Annotated in this window: 16 protein-coding genes; 10 read left to right on the top strand and 6 right to left on the bottom strand. The window is 56.2% G+C overall.

Annotated elements, in window-relative coordinates; translation table 11 throughout:
• Window positions 1–89: 89 nt before the first annotated feature.
• The 4 genes from sppA to C2U54_RS14465 all read left to right on the top strand — a co-directional run bounded on the left by sppA (window position 90) and on the right by C2U54_RS14465 (window position 5,239).
• Window positions 90–1,946: a signal peptide peptidase SppA gene (sppA, locus tag C2U54_RS14480; RefSeq protein ID WP_103179261.1), complete on the top strand. Its 1,857-nt coding sequence runs from the start codon at window positions 90–92 to the stop codon at window positions 1,944–1,946.
• 59 nt (window positions 1,947–2,005) lie between these two features.
• Window positions 2,006–3,022: an asparaginase gene (ansA, locus tag C2U54_RS14475; protein WP_103179260.1), complete on the top strand. Its 1,017-nt coding sequence runs from the start codon at window positions 2,006–2,008 to the stop codon at window positions 3,020–3,022.
• A gap of 9 nt (window positions 3,023–3,031) precedes the next feature.
• A complete protein-coding gene (pncA, locus tag C2U54_RS14470) occupies window positions 3,032–3,673 on the top strand; it encodes a bifunctional nicotinamidase/pyrazinamidase (RefSeq protein ID WP_103179259.1) in 642 nt (213 codons plus the stop codon).
• Between the two features lie 309 nt (window positions 3,674–3,982).
• Complete coding sequence (locus C2U54_RS14465) at window positions 3,983–5,239, top strand: glycoside hydrolase family 18 protein (RefSeq protein ID WP_103179258.1); 1,257 nt, start codon at window positions 3,983–3,985, stop codon at window positions 5,237–5,239.
• 46 nt (window positions 5,240–5,285) lie between these two features.
• On the opposite strand, the gene C2U54_RS14460 is transcribed toward C2U54_RS14465, so the two are convergent.
• On the bottom strand, window positions 5,286–5,564 hold the full coding sequence (locus C2U54_RS14460) for a YeaC family protein (RefSeq protein WP_103179257.1): 279 nt from the start codon (window positions 5,562–5,564) through the stop codon (window positions 5,286–5,288).
• A 42-nt stretch (window positions 5,565–5,606) separates the two neighbouring features.
• Entirely contained in the window at window positions 5,607–6,020 is a 414-nt protein-coding gene (gene msrB, locus C2U54_RS14455; protein WP_103179256.1) for a peptide-methionine (R)-S-oxide reductase MsrB, read from the bottom strand.
• Window positions 6,021–6,361: 341 nt separating this feature from the next.
• Here msrB and gapA point away from each other — a divergent pair, with 341 nt between their 5' ends.
• A complete protein-coding gene (gene gapA, locus C2U54_RS14450; RefSeq protein WP_103179255.1) occupies window positions 6,362–7,357 on the top strand; it encodes a glyceraldehyde-3-phosphate dehydrogenase in 996 nt (331 codons plus the stop codon).
• 74 nt (window positions 7,358–7,431) lie between these two features.
• The gene (locus tag C2U54_RS14445) at window positions 7,432–8,316 is read left to right on the top strand and encodes a D-hexose-6-phosphate mutarotase (protein WP_103179254.1); all 885 of its coding nucleotides are present in this window, start codon (window positions 7,432–7,434) and stop codon (window positions 8,314–8,316) included.
• Window positions 8,317–8,362: 46 nt separating this feature from the next.
• Here C2U54_RS14445 and C2U54_RS14440 read toward each other — a convergent pair whose 3' ends face one another.
• Together C2U54_RS14440 and C2U54_RS14435 are read right to left on the bottom strand one after the other, a co-directional pair.
• Window positions 8,363–9,217, bottom strand: coding sequence for an aldo/keto reductase (locus tag C2U54_RS14440; protein ID WP_103179253.1), 855 nt, complete (start codon window positions 9,215–9,217; stop codon window positions 8,363–8,365).
• 90 nt (window positions 9,218–9,307) lie between these two features.
• The gene (locus tag C2U54_RS14435; protein WP_103179252.1) at window positions 9,308–10,054 is read right to left on the bottom strand and encodes a MipA/OmpV family protein; all 747 of its coding nucleotides are present in this window, start codon (window positions 10,052–10,054) and stop codon (window positions 9,308–9,310) included.
• A gap of 434 nt (window positions 10,055–10,488) precedes the next feature.
• Between C2U54_RS14435 and yeaG the strand changes: the two genes are divergently transcribed.
• Both yeaG and C2U54_RS14425 read left to right on the top strand, forming a co-directional pair.
• Entirely contained in the window at window positions 10,489–12,423 is a 1,935-nt protein-coding gene (gene yeaG, locus C2U54_RS14430) for a protein kinase YeaG (RefSeq protein WP_103179251.1), read from the top strand.
• Window positions 12,424–12,549: 126 nt separating this feature from the next.
• Complete coding sequence (locus tag C2U54_RS14425; protein ID WP_103181073.1) at window positions 12,550–13,833, top strand: YeaH/YhbH family protein; 1,284 nt, start codon at window positions 12,550–12,552, stop codon at window positions 13,831–13,833.
• A 44-nt stretch (window positions 13,834–13,877) separates the two neighbouring features.
• Here C2U54_RS14425 and C2U54_RS14420 read toward each other — a convergent pair whose 3' ends face one another.
• Window positions 13,878–15,902: a TonB-dependent copper receptor gene (locus C2U54_RS14420; RefSeq protein ID WP_103179250.1), complete on the bottom strand. Its 2,025-nt coding sequence runs from the start codon at window positions 15,900–15,902 to the stop codon at window positions 13,878–13,880.
• Window positions 15,903–16,294: 392 nt separating this feature from the next.
• On the opposite strand from C2U54_RS14420, the gene C2U54_RS14415 reads away from it, so the two are divergent.
• Window positions 16,295–16,741 carry a DUF441 domain-containing protein gene (locus tag C2U54_RS14415; RefSeq protein WP_103179249.1) on the top strand — a complete coding sequence of 149 codons (447 nt, stop codon included), beginning with the start codon at window positions 16,295–16,297 and terminating at the stop codon, window positions 16,739–16,741.
• On the opposite strand, the gene C2U54_RS14410 is transcribed toward C2U54_RS14415, so the two are convergent.
• Window positions 16,725–17,516: an AraC family transcriptional regulator gene (locus tag C2U54_RS14410; RefSeq protein WP_103179248.1), complete on the bottom strand. Its 792-nt coding sequence runs from the start codon at window positions 17,514–17,516 to the stop codon at window positions 16,725–16,727. The two genes, C2U54_RS14415 and C2U54_RS14410, sit on opposite strands and share 17 nt — an antisense overlap.
• Window positions 17,517–17,612: 96 nt before the next feature.
• Between C2U54_RS14410 and C2U54_RS14405 the strand changes: the two genes are divergently transcribed.
• A complete protein-coding gene (locus C2U54_RS14405) occupies window positions 17,613–18,800 on the top strand; it encodes a CynX/NimT family MFS transporter (protein WP_103179247.1) in 1,188 nt (395 codons plus the stop codon).
• Window positions 18,801–18,804 lie beyond the last annotated feature (4 nt).

The raw sequence follows: 18,804 nt of genomic DNA, 5'->3' as shown, positions 1-18,804 counted from the left end.
GCTGACAAGTGACGGTCGGGTCATTACGATAGCCCGACAACGCCGTCCAGTAGCGACGGAATAGGTAATTATCTGGACAGGGAGAATACATGCGAACCCTCTGGCGACTGTTTGCCGGCTTTTTTAAATGGACGTGGCGACTGCTCAATTTCGTCCGCAACCTGGTGATGAACCTCTTTTTCATCCTGTTTGTGATAGTTTGCGTCGGTGTCTGGATGCACCTCAGCGCCTCCAGCCAGAGTCAGAGCGCCGGGCGTGGCGCGCTGCTGCTGGATATCGCCGGCGTGGTGGTGGATAAACCGTCCACCAGCAATCGCCTTGGCGTGCTGGGCCGCCAGCTGTTTGGTGCCAGCGGTGACCGTCTGCAGGAAAACTCACTGTTCGATATCGTCGACGCCATCCGTCAGGCGAAGGACGATCGCAACATCACCGGCATCGTGCTGGATCTGAAGAACTTTGCCGGGGCGGATCAGCCTTCGATGCAGTATATCGGTAAAGCGCTGCGGGAATTTCGCGACAGCGGCAAACCGGTGATTGCGGTGGGCGATAACTACAGCCAGGGGCAGTACTATCTGGCGAGCTTTGCCAATAAAGTGTGGCTCTCGCCGCAGGGCGCCGTCGATCTGCATGGTTTTGCCACTAACGGCCTCTATTACAAATCGCTGCTCGATAAGCTGAAGGTCACCACCCACGTCTTCCGCGTCGGGACCTATAAATCTGCCGTTGAGCCGTTTATCCGCGACGATATGTCCCCTGCCGCCCGTGAAGCGGACAGCCGCTGGATTGGCGAACTGTGGCAGAACTACCTCAGTACCGTGGCCGCTAACCGCCAGATCACCGCCGGGCAGGTCTTCCCGGGCGCCCAGGGCGTGCTGGATGGGCTGCGTAAGGTTGATGGCGATACCGCGAAATATGCGCTGGATAACAAGCTTGTGGATGCCCTGGGCTCAAGCGCCGAAATTGAAAAGTCCCTGACCAAACAGTTCGGCTGGAGCAAAGAGGAGAAGAACTACAGCGCCATCAGCTTCTATGATTATCAGGCGAAAAAACGTGCCGATACCGGGGACAGCATCGCCGTGGTCTTCGCGAACGGCGCGATCATGGATGGCGAAGAGACGCCGGGCAACGTCGGGGGTGATACCACTGCCGCACAAATCCGCGACGCGCGCCTCGACCCGAAAGTGAAAGCGATTGTGCTGCGGGTTAACAGCCCGGGCGGCAGCGTCAGCGCATCGGAAGTGATCCGCGCTGAGCTGGCAGCCGCGCGCGCCGCCGGGAAACCGGTGGTGGTCTCCATGGGCGGCATGGCGGCCTCCGGGGGCTACTGGATCTCCACCCCGGCGAACTACATCGTGGCGAACCCGAGCACCCTTACCGGCTCGATTGGCATCTTCGGGGTGATTAACACCGTTGAAAACAGCCTCGACTATCTGGGGGTGCATACCGATGGCGTCGCCACGTCGCCGCTGGCCGACATTGCCGTAACCAAAGCGTTACCGCCGGAAGTGTCGCAGATGATGCAGCTCAGCATTGAGAATGGCTACAAGCGCTTCATCACCCTGGTGGCCGACTCCCGTAAGCGAACCCCGGAACAGATCGACCAGATTGCCCAGGGTCACGTCTGGACAGGTCAGGATGCGAAGAGCAACGGTCTGGTGGATAACCTGGGCGACTTCGATGATGCCGTCGCCAAAGCCGCTGAACTGGCGAAGCTGAAGCAGTGGCACGTCGATTTCTATCAGGATGAGCCGACCTTCATGGATCTCGTGATGGACAGCGTCTCCGGCTCGGTAAAAGCCATGCTGCCAGACGCGCTGCAGGCTTACCTGCCCGCTCCGGTCGCCACGGCGGCGAAAGCGGTCAAAGCCGAGGGCGACAAGCTGGCCGCCTTCAACGATCCGCAAAACCGCTACGCGTTCTGCCTCACCTGCGCTAACGTACGTTAAATCCCATCCCCTCTTCTTCGAAGAGGGGATTTTTCTTTGAAGCAAACGAACCTTACATCATGCAAAAGAAATCAATTTATGTGGCCTATACCGGCGGTACCATCGGTATGCAGCGTTCGGAAAATGGCTACATCCCGGTATCTGGCCATCTGCAGCGCCAGCTGGCATTAATGCCTGAATTCCATCGCCCGGAGATGCCGGACTTCACCATTCACGAATATGATCCGCTGATGGACTCTTCCGACATGACCCCGGAAGACTGGCAGCACATCGCCGACGACATTAAAGCGCATTACGACGACTACGACGGCTTTGTGATCCTGCACGGCACCGACACCATGGCGTTTACCGCCTCGGCGCTCTCTTTTATGCTGGAAAACCTCAGTAAGCCGGTGATCGTCACCGGGTCGCAGATCCCGCTTGCGGAGTTGCGTTCCGACGGGCAGATCAACCTGCTTAACTCCCTCTACGTGGCGGCCAATTTCCCGATCAACGAAGTGAGCCTGTTCTTCAATAACCGGCTCTACCGCGGAAACCGCACCACCAAGGCCCACGCCGACGGCTTTGACGCCTTTGCCTCACCGAACCTCACGCCACTGCTGGAAGCGGGTATTCATATTCGCCGCCTCGGTACGCCTCCGGCGCCGCACACCTCCGGCGAGCTGGTGGTCCATCCGATCACCCCGCAGCCCATTGGCGTGGTGACGATCTACCCCGGTATCTCCGCCGAGGTGGTACGTAACTTCCTCCGTCAGCCGGTGAAAGCGCTGATCCTGCGCTCCTACGGCGTGGGTAACGCCCCGCAGAACGGCGAGTTCCTGAAAGAACTTCAGGAGGCGAGCAGCCGTGGGATTGTGGTGGTGAACCTGACCCAGTGTATGTCCGGTAAAGTAAATATGGGCGGCTACGCCACCGGTAACGCCCTGGCGCAAGCGGGGGTAGTGAGCGGATTCGATATGACGGTCGAGGCCACGCTGACTAAACTTCACTACTTACTCAGTCAGGATCTGGATGTGCAGGCGATCCGCACCGCGATGATGCAAAACCTGCGTGGCGAACTGACGCCAGACGAATAAGGAGTTCCTATGAAGCAACGAGCCCTGTTACTGGTCGATTTACAGAATGATTTTTGCGCGGGCGGCGCGCTGGCGGTGGCCGAAGGCGACAGTACGGTAGACGTCGCCAACGAATTGATTGCGTGGTGTAAGGCGCGCGGTGAAGCGGTGGTTGCCAGCCAGGACTGGCACCCGGCGGATCACGGCAGTTTTGCCAGCCAGCATGACGTTGAGCCCTTTACCGAGGGCGAACTGGACGGCCTGCCGCAGACCTTCTGGCCCGATCACTGCGTGCAGCATACCGAAGGCGCAGAGCTGCATCCCCTGCTTAACAGCAAAGCCATTGACGCGGTGTTCCAGAAGGGTGAAAACCCTGACATCGACAGCTACAGCGCCTTTTTCGACAATGGGCACCGGCAAAAAACGGGGCTGGATCAGTGGCTGCGCCATCACGAAATTGTGGAGCTGATTGTGATGGGGCTGGCGACGGACTACTGCGTGAAATTTACCGTGCTGGATGCTTTGCAGCTGGGTTACCGGGTGAACGTCATTACCGACGGTTGTCGCGGGGTGAATATTCAGCGCCAGGACAGCGCCCAGGCGTTTATGGATATGGCGGCGGAAGGTGCGACGCTGTATACGCTGGCGGACTGGCAGGAGACGCAGGCCTGATAGCCTTGTGCCGGGTGGCGGCTACGCCTTACCCGGCCTACAAAACCCCCAGGCCCGTGCAAGCGCAGCGCCGCCGGGCAAAACCCCGTCACCCGTAGGCCCGTGCAAGCGCAGCGCCGCCGGGCAAAACCCCGCCAACCGTAGGCCCGTGCAAGCGCAGCGCCACCGGGCATAATTCTCATTAAGTCTCATAAAGTGAACTGCCTCGCACTCTCAGCGAGACGGCAATGTTATTCTTTTTTGGCACTTTTTTCGCCACGCCCTTACGTGGCGTGCTTTTTTTACCGTCAAAATTGAAGAGGAATTGCTATGAAACGTTTGCCCTTGCTGGCAGCTTTACCCCTGCTCTGCGCATCCATTGCTTCCGCCAGTTCGCTGATGTCCGTCGGCTATTTTAACGGTGGCGGCGACGTCACTGCCGGGCCGGGCGGGGATATCAATAAACTGGACGTGCGCCAGATCACCCACCTGAACTACTCCTTTGGCCTGATCTATAACGACGAGAAAGACGAAACCAATCCGGCCTTAAAAGACCCGGCCAGACTGCATCAAATCTGGTTATCTCCTAAGGTTGAAGCCGATCTGGCTTTGCTCCCTGTCCTGCGTAAACAGAACCCTGCCCTTAAGGTGCTCCTCTCTGTCGGCGGCTGGGGGGCTCGTGGCTTCTCGGGCGCGGCATCCACCCCGGAGACCCGCGCGGTGTTTATCCGCTCAGCTCAGGCGATCGTAGAGAAATATGGCCTCGACGGGATCGATCTCGACTGGGAGTTCCCGGTTAACGGCGCATGGGGGCTGGTCGCCAGCAAGCCAGAAGACCGGGCTAACTTTACCGCCCTGCTGAAAGAACTGCGTACCGCGTTCGGACATAAAAAACTGGTGACCATCGCGGTGGGCGCCAACGCCGAGAGCCCAAAAAGCTGGGTGGACGTGAAGGCAGTGGCGCCCCTGCTCGATTACATCAACCTGATGACCTACGACATGGCGTATGGCACCCAGTATTTTAACGCCAATCTGTATGACTCCAGCGCCTGGCCGACCGTTGCCGCCGCGGATAAATATAGCGTCGACTTTGTGGTGAACAACTATCTGGCCGCCGGGCTGAAGCCGCAGCAGATGAATCTTGGTATCGGCTTCTATGGTCGCGTGCCGAAACGTGCCGTCGAGCCGGGTATCGACTGGAGCAAACCGGACGCGCAGAAAAATCCCGCGACCCAGCCCTACTTCAGCGCACAGCAGATCGCCCTGTTCAAATCACTGGGCTACGATCTGACCAAAGATACCTACGTGAAATACAACGACATTGTGAAGACGTTTTTAAACGATCCGCAGAAACGGTTTACCGAACAGTGGGACGATGAGGCGAAAGTGCCGTGGCTGTCGGTGAAGTCCGATAACGGCAATCCGCTGTTTGCCCTGTCGTATGAAAATCCGCGCTCGGTGGCGATCAAAGCCGAGTATATCAAAGAGAAAGGTCTGGCCGGGGCCATGTTCTGGGAGTACGGGGCGGATGATAACAACCAGCTGGCAAAGCAGCTGGCCGAGTCGCTGGGGATAAAACACCCGTAGGGTTAAACAGGCCCGGTGAGCCATCACCGGGCTGCAATGGTTCTGATTACTGGACCTTCAGCGTCGCAATCGGCTTCGGTGCAATACCAAAATCTTCCTTCAGCTGCTGTTTGCTTTTCATCACCATCTGGCCCTGGGTGTCGATGGTCATATGCTGCGCTTCGGTGTTATTGCGCGCCTGCCAGAGCATCACCAGTTGCAGGCAATTCTCTTTCTGCTCCGGGGTCAGGGCCACGCCATCGGCCCATTTGCCCAGCTCTACCGCCGTGACCAGACGCTGATACACTTCCGGCGTCATGCCATTGATCATCTCTTCAATATTCATGTTAAATCGGGCTCCGAAGGAATAATTTGCTGAATCGATTTTTCAGCCTTTCGTCTGGTCGCCATTCTCGTCGTCGGTGAAGCTTAAGGAGGCGGAATTGACGCAAAAACGCTCGCCTGTCGGCTGTGGGCCATCCGGGAAGACGTGACCGAGATGGGCGTCACAGTTTCCGCAGCGGATCTCGATGCGCTCCATACCGTGGCTGAGGTCCTTCAGATAGTGAATAGCCTCTTCACTGACCGGTTCATAGAAGCTTGGCCAACCACAGCCAGAATCGTATTTACTCTGGGAGTTAAACAGCGCAGCGTCACAGACCAGGCAGTGGTAAACACCGTCCCTTTTGTTATGCAGCAGACGCCCGGTGAATGGCGGTTCCGTCCCGTGATTTTGCGTCACGTAGAACTGCATTTCGGTGAGGTTTTTTTTCAGTTCATCGGAGTTATGTTGATTCGACATAGGCTTACATCTCGCAGTTGAAACAGACAACTTTTACTGTCGATTCTAACAAAACATTAACACTGAAGTATGTACTTTTGATCTAAACTTACTCGTTGCGCAGAGGCGGTCAGACAAATGTGATCTACTCCACGTTTTTATGTGGGCAGCCCTTTAAAATTCCGTGCGCAGGCCCCATATGGGTGCAAGCTCCAAGGGAATGTGAGGTAGGTCAATCGAGCAAAGCTAATGCTAAGGATTGATTTGTCGCAATGATTGACACGATTCCGCTTGACGCTGCGTAAGGTTTTTGTAATTTTACACGCAACCTTTTATTCACTAACAAATAGCTGGTGGAATATATGACTATCAAAGTAGGTATCAACGGTTTTGGCCGTATCGGCCGTATTGTTTTCCGTGCTGCGCAGGAACGTTCTGACATCGAAATCGTTGGCATCAACGATCTGTTAGACGCTGAGTACATGGCATACATGCTGAAGTACGACTCAACTCACGGTCGTTTCAACGGCACCGTTGAAGTGAAAGACGGCCACCTGGTTGTTAATGGCAAAACCATCCGTGTTACTGCTGAAAAAGACCCAGCTAACCTGAAATGGAACGAAATCGGTGTTGACGTTGTTGCTGAAGCAACCGGTATCTTCCTGACCGACGAAACTGCGCGTAAGCACATCACCGCTGGCGCGAAAAAAGTTGTTCTGACCGGTCCTTCCAAAGACAACACCCCAATGTTCGTTCGTGGTGCTAACTTCGAAACTTACGCTGGCCAGGACATCGTTTCTAACGCATCCTGCACCACCAACTGCCTTGCACCGCTGGCAAAAGTTATCAACGACAACTTCGGCATCGTCGAAGGTCTGATGACTACTGTTCACGCAACCACCGCGACTCAGAAAACCGTTGACGGCCCGTCTCACAAAGACTGGCGCGGCGGCCGCGGCGCAGCTCAGAACATCATCCCATCTTCTACCGGCGCAGCTAAAGCTGTAGGTAAAGTTCTGCCAGAACTGAACGGCAAACTGACTGGTATGGCGTTCCGCGTTCCAACTCCAAACGTATCTGTTGTTGACCTGACCGTTCGTCTGGAAAAAGCAGCAAGCTACGAAGAAATCAAGAAAGCAATCAAAGCGGCTTCTGAAGGCCCAATGAAAGGCGTTCTGGGTTACACCGAAGACGACGTTGTTTCTACCGATTTCAACGGCGAAGTGTGCACTTCCGTGTTCGATGCTAAAGCAGGTATCGCACTGAACGACAACTTCGTGAAACTGGTTTCCTGGTACGACAACGAAACCGGCTACTCTAACAAAGTTCTGGACCTGATCGCTCACATCTCCAAATAAGTGAGATGAGAAATTGATCCAAAAAGGCGACCCCTGGTCGCCTTTTTTTTGCTTTAAAGACAGAGGATTGCGTAATGATTAAAACAATTTTTGCACTTCCGGTAGTCGAACAGCTTACTCCTGTGCTTTCCCGCCGTCAGATTGACGATGTTGAAGTGATCGTAGTTGACCATCCGCAGGTTCAGGCTTCTGTTGCCCTGCACGGCGCGCACCTGCTCTCCTGGCAGCCGGAAGGTGAAATGGAAGCGCTGTGGCTAAGCGATAACACCTCTTTCAAAAAAGGGGCCGCTATTCGCGGCGGTGTACCAATCTGCTGGCCGTGGTTTGGCCCGGCGGCGCAGGAGGGTCTGCCGTCGCACGGTTTTGCCCGCAACCTGCCGTGGACGCTGAAAGCCCACAACGAAGATGAGTCCGGTGTGGTGTTAACCTTTGAACTGCAGAGCGATGACGAAACGCGCAAACTCTGGCCGCACGACTTCACTCTCTATGCCCGCTTTAAGCTGGGTAAAACCTGCGAGATCGAACTGGAAGCGCACGGTGAATTTGAAACCACTTCCGCCCTGCACACTTACTTCAACGTCGGCGATATCGCTGCCGTCACCGTGAACGGCCTTGGCGATACCTTTATCGACAAAGTGGATAATGCGAAAGAAGGCCGACTGACCGACGGCGCGCAAACCTTCCCGGATCGTACCGACCGCGTCTATCTGAACCCGGAAGCGTGCAGCGTTATCGAAGATACCTCCCTGAACCGCGCCATTGAAGTAATTCATCACCACCACAGCAACGTGGTTGGCTGGAACCCTGGCCCGGCGCTGTCAGTCAGCATGGGCGATATGCCGGATGACGGTTATAAAACCTTTGTCTGCGTAGAGACCGCCTGCGTCAGCGAACCGCAAAAAGCGACGGAAGAGAAACCGACCCGTCTGGGACAGACCATTCACATTGTGAAGCGTTAATGCCCTGCCCTTGCCCTCTCCATGCTGAGAGGGCATGACGCACACTTCACACCACGTCTAATGCCGTTTTGTTTTTCGGCGCCGGGAAGGCGGCATCCAGCTTCTGTAACGCCTCTGCTGAGAGGGTAATGCCCAGCGCGCCCGCGTTCTCTTCCACATGCATGATTGATGACGCCTTCGGGATCGCCATCACCCCGGGGTGACCGATCACCCACGCCAGCAGCACCTGGGCCGCCGTGGCGTTGTAATCTCTGGCAATCGCATTGACCACCGGGTGACTCATCAGCCCGGCGCGCAGTCGCCCGGCCTGCGCCAGCGGGCAATAGGCCATCACCGGCATCGACTGCTGCTGGCACCAGGGCAACAGATCATATTCGATCCCGCGTGAGGCCAGATGGTAGAGCACCTGATCGGTGGCACAGGCCTGCCCGCCCGGCACCTGTCCCAGCTCCTGCATATCCGCATAATCAAGGTTCGAGACGCCCCAGCGGCCAATTTTGCCCTGCTGTTGCAGCGTCTCCATCAGTTCGACAGTCTCTGCCAGAGAATAATTTCCCCGCCAGTGCAGCAGATAGAGGTCAATATGATCGGTGCCCAGACGGCGCAGGCTGGCTTCGCAGGCGGCAATCCCTTTTTTGCCACCGGCATTCCACGGGTAGACTTTGGAGACCAGAAAGACCTTATCGCGCTGGCCTTTGATTGCCTCGCCAACCACCTCTTCCGCACCGCCCTCGGCATACATCTCGGCGGTATCGATCAGGGTCAGCCCCCGCTCAATGCCTGCCCGTAAGGCATCGCTCTCCTGGCGGCGCTGGCTTGCCTTTTCACCCATATACCAGGTGCCCTGACCGATGGCCGGAAGCACCCTGTTGTCGCCAAAGTTGACGGTTTTTTCGCTCATAATACGCTCCTGTTTGTCTGCACCACCCTAAAACAAACGGGGCCCGAGGGCCCCGTTATGATGCACAAATTGCGCAGTACAAATGCACAATCAGAAACTGTAGGTCACACCCACCGACATCAGACCGGTCCACGATTTATCAACCATCGGGCTGTCTTTCACCTCATCGCTGAGACGGGTATAGCGGCCGGTACCGTAGACGTTCCAGTCCGTGGCGAATTTATAGCTGGCCGTCAGCTCCAGGTACGGTTGCCAGCTGTCGTCTGCATCGTAGCTGCGCAGGCCGCTGCGTCGTGCTTCGTTACGGGAAACGCCATAATAGTAGTCGTTGTAGTTGTCGCTGTTGTACTCCATACCGATACCCGGTGTCAGGGTCAGACCACCGTTGTTATAGCGATACAACCACGCCAGATCCCAGATATAACCGTTACTGTTGTCGAGCGTGTCGCCTGCCAGCGCGGTACGCAGGAAACCGTACTGCGTGTTATGTACCCAGGAAATCCCCGCCATCATGGTGCTTTTACGCTTGTCCAGCTGGCGCAGCTGACGGTTGTCACTGTCGCCCGGCTTGAAGTGCGTCGGGTCGTAATAAGCCATGATGGAGAGTTTGTCGGTCTGGTCGTTCCACAGATAGTAGCCACCGCCCAGCCCACGGAACCAGAAGTTATCACCTTCATAGGTGATAACCGGAACCGGGTAGAAATCACGATCGTACTGTTTATAAGGGCTATTGATTACGCCGACACCAGCACCAATTGACCACTGATTCTCCGCGTATGCTGTACTTACTGAGGTGGCAACGATAATCCCCAGTGCCAGAAGTTTGAGTTTGGTCACAATCCATTCTTTCCTGTAGTCAAATAATCAGCGAGTGAAGTGTAACCGTCATCTCCCCCATTGCTCAAAATTTTTTGTCTGCTAATCAATTTGATTAACAGAATATTTTGTTTGCGGCAGATGACGAAACGCTGTCACGCGCATTACCGTTCAGTGAAATAAGTGTGTTTGACGTTTAAGATTTGGCTATTTTTTTGGATGAGTTATTGATATGTCATTGAAATTAGTTTTGGCATACATGCAAGTTTTGCAAATGCCATCTACGCTTAATTTTAAGAAGCTGAATACCTGATCACCCCGCAGTTTCAGCCGCCCGACCTGGCACACGGGTTGCTGCTCTGGCAGTGAGGTGCAACGGATCCCGCTTCCGGGAGCCTCTACTATTCATATGAACGGCTCTTTTCCTGTGCTAAAAAACGAAAGGACGGCATGCCATGAATATATTCGATCACTATCGCCAGCGTTATGAAGCTGCCAAGGACGAAGAGTTCACACTGCAGGAGTTTCTTACCATCTGCCGGCAAGATCGCAGTGCTTATGCCAATGCGGCGGAACGACTATTGATGGCTATCGGTGAGCCAAATATGGTTGATACCGCCCAGGAGCCACGGCTTTCCCGTCTGTTTTCGAATCGGGTCGTCGCCCGATATCCTGCGTTTGAAGAATTTTACGGCATGGAAGATGCCATCGAGCAGATTGTCTCTTATCTGAAACATGCTGCTCAGGGTCTGGAAGAGAAGAAGCAGATTTTGTATCTGTTGGGTCCCGTTGGCGGCGGTAAATCCTCGCTGGCCGAGAGGCTGAAATCGTTGATGCAGCGCGTACCGATCTACGTCCTGAGCGCCAACGGTGAACGCAGCCCGGTGAACGACCATCCGCTGTGCCTGTTTAACCCGCAGGAAGATGCGCAGATACTGGATAAAGAGTACGGCATCCCTCGCCGCTATCTCGGGACGATCATGTCGCCGTGGGCAGCGAAACGCCTGCACGAATTTGGCGGTGATATCACTAAATTCCGTGTGGTAAAAGTATGGCCATCCATTCTGGAGCAGATTGCGATTGCCAAAACTGAACCGGGTGATGAGAACAACCAGGATATCTCTGCTCTGGTCGGTAAAGTGGATATCCGTAAACTGGAAAACCACGCGCAAAACGATCCTGACGCATACGGCTATTCCGGTGCGCTGTGCCGCGCCAACCAGGGGATTATGGAGTTCGTCGAGATGTTTAAAGCGCCGATTAAGGTGCTGCATCCACTGTTGACGGCAACCCAGGAAGGTAACTACAACGGGACGGAAGGTATTTCCGCCCTGCCGTTTAACGGCATTATCCTGGCGCACTCCAACGAATCTGAATGGGTTCAGTTCAGAAACAATAAAAACAACGAGGCGTTCCTTGACCGTGTTTACATTGTCAAAGTGCCTTACTGCCTGCGGATCTCCGAAGAGATCAAGATTTACGAAAAACTGCTTAACCACAGTGAGCTGGTTCATGCCCCTTGCGCCCCGGGAACCCTGGAGACGCTGTCGCGCTTCTCAATCCTGTCGCGCCTGAAAGAGCCAGAAAACTCCAGCATTTACTCGAAAATGCGTGTTTACGACGGTGAAAGCCTGAAAGATACCGACCCGAAAGCGAAATCCTATCAGGAGTATCGTGACTACGCCGGTGTCGATGAAGGGATGAACGGTCTCTCCACGCGTTTCGCGTTCAAAATCCTCTCCCGTGTGTTCAACTTTGACCACACCGAAGTGGCCGCTAACCCGGTACACCTCTTCTACGTGCTGGAGCAGCAGATTGAACGTGAACAGTTCCCGCAGGAACAGGCTGAACGTTACCTGGAGTTCCTGAAAGGCTATCTGATCCCGAAATACGCCGAGTTTATTGGCAAAGAGATCCAGACCGCCTATCTGGAATCTTACTCCGAGTATGGACAGAACATTTTTGACCGCTACGTCACCTATGCCGATTTCTGGATCCAGGATCAGGAGTACCGCGACCCGGATACCGGCCAGCTGTTTGACCGCGAGTCACTGAATGCGGAACTGGAAAAAATCGAGAAGCCTGCCGGGATCAGTAACCCGAAAGACTTCCGTAACGAGATCGTCAACTTCGTGCTGCGCGCCAGAGCGAACTTCAGCGGACGGAATCCAAACTGGACCAGCTACGAAAAACTGCGCACCGTTATTGAGAAGAAAATGTTCTCCAATACCGAGGAGCTGTTGCCGGTCATTTCGTTCAATGCCAAAACCTCAACCGACGAGCAGAAAAAGCACGACGATTTTGTCGACCGCATGATGGAGAAAGGTTACACCCGCAAACAGGTTCGCCTGCTCTGCGAATGGTACCTGCGCGTGCGTAAGTCATCTTAACAGCCCAAAAAGCCCGGCGGCGTGTGGTTTGCCGGGCCTACAACAATGTTCCGTAGGCCGGATAAGCGTCAGCGCTGTCCGGCACTTACGGGCACTGAAAGTTGTCAAATGCAGTACGGGGGGCATATGACCTGGTTTATTGACCGGCGTCTTAACGGCAAAAACAAGAGCACGGTGAATCGCCAGCGCTTCTTGCGTCGTTATAAAGCGCAAATCAAACAGTCGATCTCCGAGGCCATTAACAAGCGTTCGGTGACCGACGTAGACAGTGGGGAGTCCGTCTCTATCCCGACGGATGATATTAGCGAACCGATGTTCCATCAGGGGCGCGGTGGTTTGCGCCATCGCGTTCATCCCGGTAATGACCATTTTGTCCAGAATGACCGTATTGAACGTCCACAGGGGGGCGGCGGTGGAGGCGGCAGTGGTCAGGGCCAGGCCAGCCAGGACGGTGAAGGTCAGGACGAATTTGTGTTTCAGATCTCCAAGGATGAGTACCTGGATCTGCTGTTTGAGGATTTGGCCCTGCCGAATCTGAAGAAGAACCAGCATCGTCAGTTGAACGAATACAAAACCCACCGGGCCGGTTTTACCGCCAACGGCGTGCCGGCAAATATCAGCGTGGTGCGTTCGCTGCAGAACTCACTGGCGCGCCGTACCGCCATGACCGCGGGCAAACGGCGTGAACTGCGCGAGCTGGAAGCAAGCCTGGATATTGTGGCGAAAAGCGAGCCAGCGCAGCTGCTGGAAGAGGAGCGTTTACGCAAAGAGATCGCCGAACTGCGCGCCAAAATCGAGCGCGTGCCGTTTATCGACACCTTTGACCTGCGTTACAAGAACTATGAAAAGCGTCCTGAGCCTTCAAGCCAGGCGGTGATGTTCTGCCTGATGGACGTTTCCGGCTCGATGGATCAGGCTACCAAAGATATGGCCAAGCGCTTTTATATTCTGCTCTATCTCTTCCTGAGCCGAACCTATAAGAACGTGGAAGTGGTCTATATTCGCCATCACACCCAGGCCAAGGAGGTGGATGAGCATGAGTTCTTCTACTCACAGGAGACGGGGGGGACTATCGTTTCCAGTGCCCTGAAGCTGATGGATGAGGTGGTGAAAGAGCGTTACGACCCGGCGCAGTGGAACATCTATGCTGCTCAGGCGTCGGACGGTGATAACTGGGCAGACGATTCGCCGCTGTGCCATGAAATTCTGGCGAAAAAACTGCTGCCGGTTGTGCGTTACTACAGCTATATTGAGATCACCCGCCGCGCTCACCAGACGCTGTGGCGTGAGTATGAACATCTGCAAAGCACGTTTGAGAACTTCGCGATGCAGCACATTCGCGACCAGGACGATATCTATCCGGTATTCAGAGAGCTTTTCCATAAGCAATCTGCCACCAGCAACAGTTAACGCCACCGCCGGTCATTGACCGGCGGTTTTACGTTAGCTTTCTGTCAGAACGTAACGTTCATTTTTGCCCACACGGTCCGACCCGGTTCATTGACCGGCGTGTCGGAGGAGTAGCCAAAGCTGCTGTTCCCCGCCAGGTTAAGATGTTCGCTGTAGTTTTTGTCCAGCAGGTTATCGACCCCACTGCTCAGCTTCAGGTAGTTATTCACCTTCCATGCCGCGTTGGCGGAGAGAATGGCAAAGCCAGCGCTCTGATCGAAATCTTTGCCGACCACGTTACCTTCGTTCATCGCCACCCGATGCTGCGGGCTCACCATGCGCAGCAGGCCGGTTGAACTCCAGTCGCCCTGCTCCCACGTGAGGCCAAGACGAGCCTCCAGCGGCGGCATTTGCGGCAGCGGCTGGTGGTCGTCCGTGTTCTCCCCCCAGGAGTAGTTAAGGGTAGCGTCGGTTTTCCACTGATCGCTCAGCTGCCAGGAGGCGCCCATCTCCCCACCCATAATGGTGGCATCCACGTTGTCGGCCTGGCTGACGTGGGAATCGTCCGGATCGTAGCTAAACAGAATAAAGTCGTTGATGCGCCCGACATAGGCGGAGATCCACCCGGTGGTACGCTCGCCTTTATACTGGGCGCCGACGTCAAGCTGGGTGGTTTGCTCTGGTTTGAGATTATCAAAGACATCCGAGGTGCCGTCCGGGCCATAGGTGGGCGAAAAAAGCTCCCAGTAATCGGGGAATCGTTCGGTATAACCGAGCCCGGCGTAGACCATCGCCGGTGCCGCGCCCAGATTATGCTCCACGCGCAGGAAGCCCGCCGGAAGGGTATCCTCGCGGCTGTCGCTGCCGATGCCGGTATAGTTATCCACTTCGACCTTATCCAGACGCGCGCCGCCAATCACTTTACTCAGATCGGTCGCATTCCACGTCAGCTCGCCGAACGCGCCATAATCGTGAAAACGTGCATCTTCCTGCCAGCCTTTGTCCTCATCATCTTCGTTGCTGCGATGGGTGTTGGTCTGCATATCCAGCCCGCTTTGCAGCTGGAAATCTGACCATAGCCAGGTCCCCAACATCCTGCCGCCGACGGTGCGACGATCGACCTGTTTTTCCATCGGCATCGACATATCCATCGATCCCATCGGCATGCCGTTCATGGAGCCGGAGTCCGGGGTGCCGGGGGAGCGCATGGAGTAGTTGTCCATGATGTGGTTGGCGTAGTTGTAATAGGCACTCATCTCCAGGGAATCGAAAATGTCGCCGATATTCTCTTTCTTAAAGCGCAGGCCCAGGCTTTCGCGCTTGAACTGGGATCCGTCCATGCCGCGCCCGGCATAGCTTGGACCGGCGGTGAGTTCCAGTAACGTATCCGCATCCGGTGTCCAGCCGATGGCCAGATCGGTGTTCCACTTGTCCCATTTCGAGGCCACGCGATCGCCGTTACCGTCTTTGTAGTCGCCCGCTTTCGATTTATTGCCGTTGAGGCGTACATAGCCCGTGTCGTTACCGAAGCTGACATCGGCATTTTCATCGAAGCGGTCATTCGAAGCGGCGAGAAAGCTGGCGTCGCCCTTGATGCCGGCGCTGTCAAAACGGGGCGGTTCACGTTCGAAGCGTACCGTCCCGGCGGAGTTCCCCGGCCCCCAGAGTACGGTTTCCGGCCCTTTGGTGACCGTCAGCAGATCGTAGCTTTCCGGCGAGATGTACGAGCTTGGCGCATCCATTCGCGCCGGACAGGCGCCGAGCATTTCGCTGTCGTTGGTCAGCAGGCGCAGACGTGAGCCAAACATGCCGCGAAATACCGGATCGCCATTGCTGCCGCCATTACGGATCTGGCTAAAGCCGGGGATGGTTTTGAGGTAATCCGAGCCGTCGCTGGCCGGCACCGGCTGGCGCGGGGTTTTGGGCGACGTGACCACTTCAAGTGGAGAAAGAACCGGTGCCGTCACGGTGATCACATCCTGATCGTTCACCGGTGCTGTGCTGATAGTCCCCGCGGCAAGCGCTGCGCCGGAAAAGGCGGTGAGCAGTGCCAGAGCCAGAGGATGGGGGGGAAACGTAAATTTTTTCATTGCTGTGCCTGATTGAAGAGTGGCGTGGTGTACCGCTGCGAAACCGAATCCTTTCGATAACGAAAGCGCTTAACGAGCAGGCACATAAACTACATAAAGTTTGCCGAAGGGGGTAAACCGGAACAACGTTGCGTGAGGAGAATAAGAGCGGTAGAAAAAAGTTGAAAATTGTCATGTTGTTGGTTTTGCTGATACTCAACGCCAGCAGCGAATATTCAAAATAACGCCATTTTTTCCCGGCTGAACCGCCTGTCCGTGGCGTTAACCCGCACCGTCTCTCCACTTCAGGCAATCGCCCAAATCACACTCTTTTTTGCACAAAATCCTTTTTACCGGCACGCGAGCACGTAAAGTAAGCAGGCTTACTTTTCTATTTTGGCAAGGAATACCCTATGTTTGACCCTACCCTGCTCATTCTTCTGGGCCTGGCCGCGCTGGGCTTTATCAGCCATAACACCACGGTCGCAATATCAATTCTGGTTCTGATCATCGTTCGCGTGACGCCGCTTAGCGGTTTTTTCCCGTGGATTGAAAAACAGGGGCTGACGGTGGGGATCATCATCCTGACCATCGGGGTGATGGCCCCCATCGCCAGCGGCACTTTACCGGCTTCCACGCTTATCCATGCCTTTATGAACTGGAAATCGTTGATCGCCATTGCCGTGGGGGTATTTGTCTCCTGGCTTGGTGGTCGCGGCGTTACGCTGATGAGCTCCCAGCCCACGCTGGTCGCGGGCCTGCTGGTGGGTACGGTGTTAGGCGTGGCGCTCTTCCGCGGCGTCCCGGTCGGCCCGTTGATCGCCGCCGGGCTGGTGTCGTTGTTTATCGGGAAGTCGTAGCGAGGCTGGCGACATACCGGGCCGGGGTCTGGCCCAGCCCTTTTTTGAACATCGTGATAAATGCCGTGGTGGAGTCATAACCCAGGTTTTGCGCCACCTGCTGCACCGACTGCCCGCTAATGAGCCCTTGCAGGGCGACAATCAGCTGGAGCTGATGCCGCCAGCGGCGAAAGCTGAGCCCGGTTTCGCTGACCACCAGCCGGGCGAGATTGCGCTCACTCATCGCAAAATGGCGCGCCCACTGGTGCAGCGTCTGCCAGGCGGCAGGCGATTCGGCCATGGTGTCACTCATCAGGCGGATTTTGGGGTGCGTGGATACAGGGAGCTGCAGCTGCTCCTGGGGCTGTCGGGGCAGCTCATCAAACAGCACCTGCACCAGCCGCCGGGTGGCAGGCTCCTGCTCAGCGGGGCTGCGCTCCGCCAGGGTCAGGATCAACTCCCGCACCAGAGGTGAAATTTTCAGGGTGCAGCAGCGGTCCGGCATCGATACCGCGCCGGGTTCAATAAACAAAAAGCAGAGGCGGGCGCTGGGCGTGGCCTTATTGCTGTGCGGCAGCAGGCCGGGGATCCAGACGGCGAACTGCGGGGGCACCATCCACATGGCATTTTCCACCTCGCAGGTAATGGCTCCGTGCAGGGCGAGGATCAGCTGACCTTTGCGGTGCTGGTGGAACGGAATGCGCTGCTCGTCTTCCACCACGCGCACATGAAACGCCACCGCAGGATCGTGCTGGCTGTCGGGATCGTATCCCGCAAGGCCGAGTCCAGGCATCATTTTGTCCGATATTAGCGATAATCTGTCATTTTAGCTTGATTTCAACCACGGTGAAAATGCGTATCCTGTAGCCTCATTTCGACGTAAGAGATTCCCATGACCCTTGCCCTTTCTGCTACCGGCAAACAGCGAGCGCTGTTGATTGCCGGGATCCTGATGATTGCCACCTCACTGCGGGTGACCTTTACCGGTGCAGCGCCGCTGCTGGATGCTATTCGTACAGATTATGCCCTGACCACCGCCCAGACCGGACTGCTTACCACCCTTCCCCTGCTGGCCTTTGCGCTGATTTCGCCGCTGGCGGCCGGCCTCGCCCGGCGCATCGGGATGGAGCGCAGCCTGTTTATCGCCCTGCTGCTGATCATCGCCGGGATTGCCCTGCGTTCACTTCCCTCTTCGGCATTGCTGTTTGGCGGCACCGCCATCATTGGCTGCGGTATTGCGCTGGGCAACGTCCTGCTCCCGGGGCTGATCAAACGCGATTTCCCCGGCCAGGTGGCGAAACTTACCGGGGCGTACTCCCTGACCATGGGAGCTGCCGCCGCGCTGGGCTCGGCGCTGGTGGTGCCGGTTGCCCTGAGCGGCGCGGGCTGGCACGGCGCGCTGTTAATGCTGATGGTATTTCCTCTGCTGGCCCTGCTGCTGTGGCTCCCGCAATGGCGTCAGCGCCCTGCCGGCTCCCTGAGCGGCGCCCGCGCCCTGCACAGCCGGGGTATCTGGCGTTCCGCACTGGCCTGGCAGGTGACGCTGTTTCTGGGGATTAACTCGCTGATTTACTATGTGATTATTGGCTGGCTTCCGGCGATCCTGCAGAGTCACGGATACAGCGAAACCGAGGCGGGTTCCCTGCACGGGCTGTTACAGCTGGCGACCGCGGCACCGGGAATTGTCGTGCCGCTGATCCTGCTTCGCCTGAAAGATCAGCGCGGTATCGCCGGACTGGCGGCGATGATGTGTGCGGTAAGTGCTGCCGGGCTGTGGTTTATGCCAGCGATGGCGGTGATGTGGACGCTGATTTTTGGCTTTGGCTCCGGTGCGACGATGATCCTCGGCCTGACGTTTATTGGCCTGCGCGCCAGTTCGGCCCATCAGGCGGCAGCCCTTTCCGGGATGGCGCAATCGGTCGGCTATCTGCTTGCCGCCTGTGGCCCGCCGCTGATGGGTAAAATCCATGATACCAACGGCGACTGGCGGATCCCGCTGCTGGCCTGTGCGCTGGTGTCAGTCATCATGGCCGTGTGCGGGATCCTTGCCGGGCGTGACCGGGAGATCACACCCGGCTAAGCCC

The organism is Leclercia sp. LSNIH1, assembly GCF_002902985.1.
In the GTDB taxonomy this organism is placed as follows: domain Bacteria; phylum Pseudomonadota; class Gammaproteobacteria; order Enterobacterales; family Enterobacteriaceae; genus Enterobacter.
The sequence above is the reverse complement of the archived record's forward strand: the minus strand, read 5'-3'. Positions and strand labels throughout refer to the sequence as shown.

Coding starts and splice junctions, on each gene's coding strand:
- C2U54_RS14410 (WP_103179248.1), bottom strand. CDS start 17,516: ATGATGCCTGGACTCGGCCTTGCGGGATACGATCCCGACAGCCAGCAC.
- C2U54_RS14460 (WP_103179257.1), bottom strand. CDS start 5,564: ATGAATATTGAAGAGATGATCAATGGCATGACGCCGGAAGTGTATCAG.
- C2U54_RS14420 (WP_103179250.1), bottom strand. CDS start 15,902: ATGAAAAAATTTACGTTTCCCCCCCATCCTCTGGCTCTGGCACTGCTC.
- C2U54_RS14415 (WP_103179249.1), top strand. CDS start 16,295: ATGTTTGACCCTACCCTGCTCATTCTTCTGGGCCTGGCCGCGCTGGGC.
- C2U54_RS14405 (WP_103179247.1), top strand. CDS start 17,613: ATGACCCTTGCCCTTTCTGCTACCGGCAAACAGCGAGCGCTGTTGATT.
- C2U54_RS14445 (WP_103179254.1), top strand. CDS start 7,432: ATGATTAAAACAATTTTTGCACTTCCGGTAGTCGAACAGCTTACTCCT.
- C2U54_RS14465 (WP_103179258.1), top strand. CDS start 3,983: ATGAAACGTTTGCCCTTGCTGGCAGCTTTACCCCTGCTCTGCGCATCC.
- yeaG (WP_103179251.1), top strand. CDS start 10,489: ATGAATATATTCGATCACTATCGCCAGCGTTATGAAGCTGCCAAGGAC.
- C2U54_RS14425 (WP_103181073.1), top strand. CDS start 12,550: ATGACCTGGTTTATTGACCGGCGTCTTAACGGCAAAAACAAGAGCACG.
- C2U54_RS14440 (WP_103179253.1), bottom strand. CDS start 9,217: ATGAGCGAAAAAACCGTCAACTTTGGCGACAACAGGGTGCTTCCGGCC.
- ansA (WP_103179260.1), top strand. CDS start 2,006: ATGCAAAAGAAATCAATTTATGTGGCCTATACCGGCGGTACCATCGGT.
- gapA (WP_103179255.1), top strand. CDS start 6,362: ATGACTATCAAAGTAGGTATCAACGGTTTTGGCCGTATCGGCCGTATT.
- msrB (WP_103179256.1), bottom strand. CDS start 6,020: ATGTCGAATCAACATAACTCCGATGAACTGAAAAAAAACCTCACCGAA.
- pncA (WP_103179259.1), top strand. CDS start 3,032: ATGAAGCAACGAGCCCTGTTACTGGTCGATTTACAGAATGATTTTTGC.
- sppA (WP_103179261.1), top strand. CDS start 90: ATGCGAACCCTCTGGCGACTGTTTGCCGGCTTTTTTAAATGGACGTGG.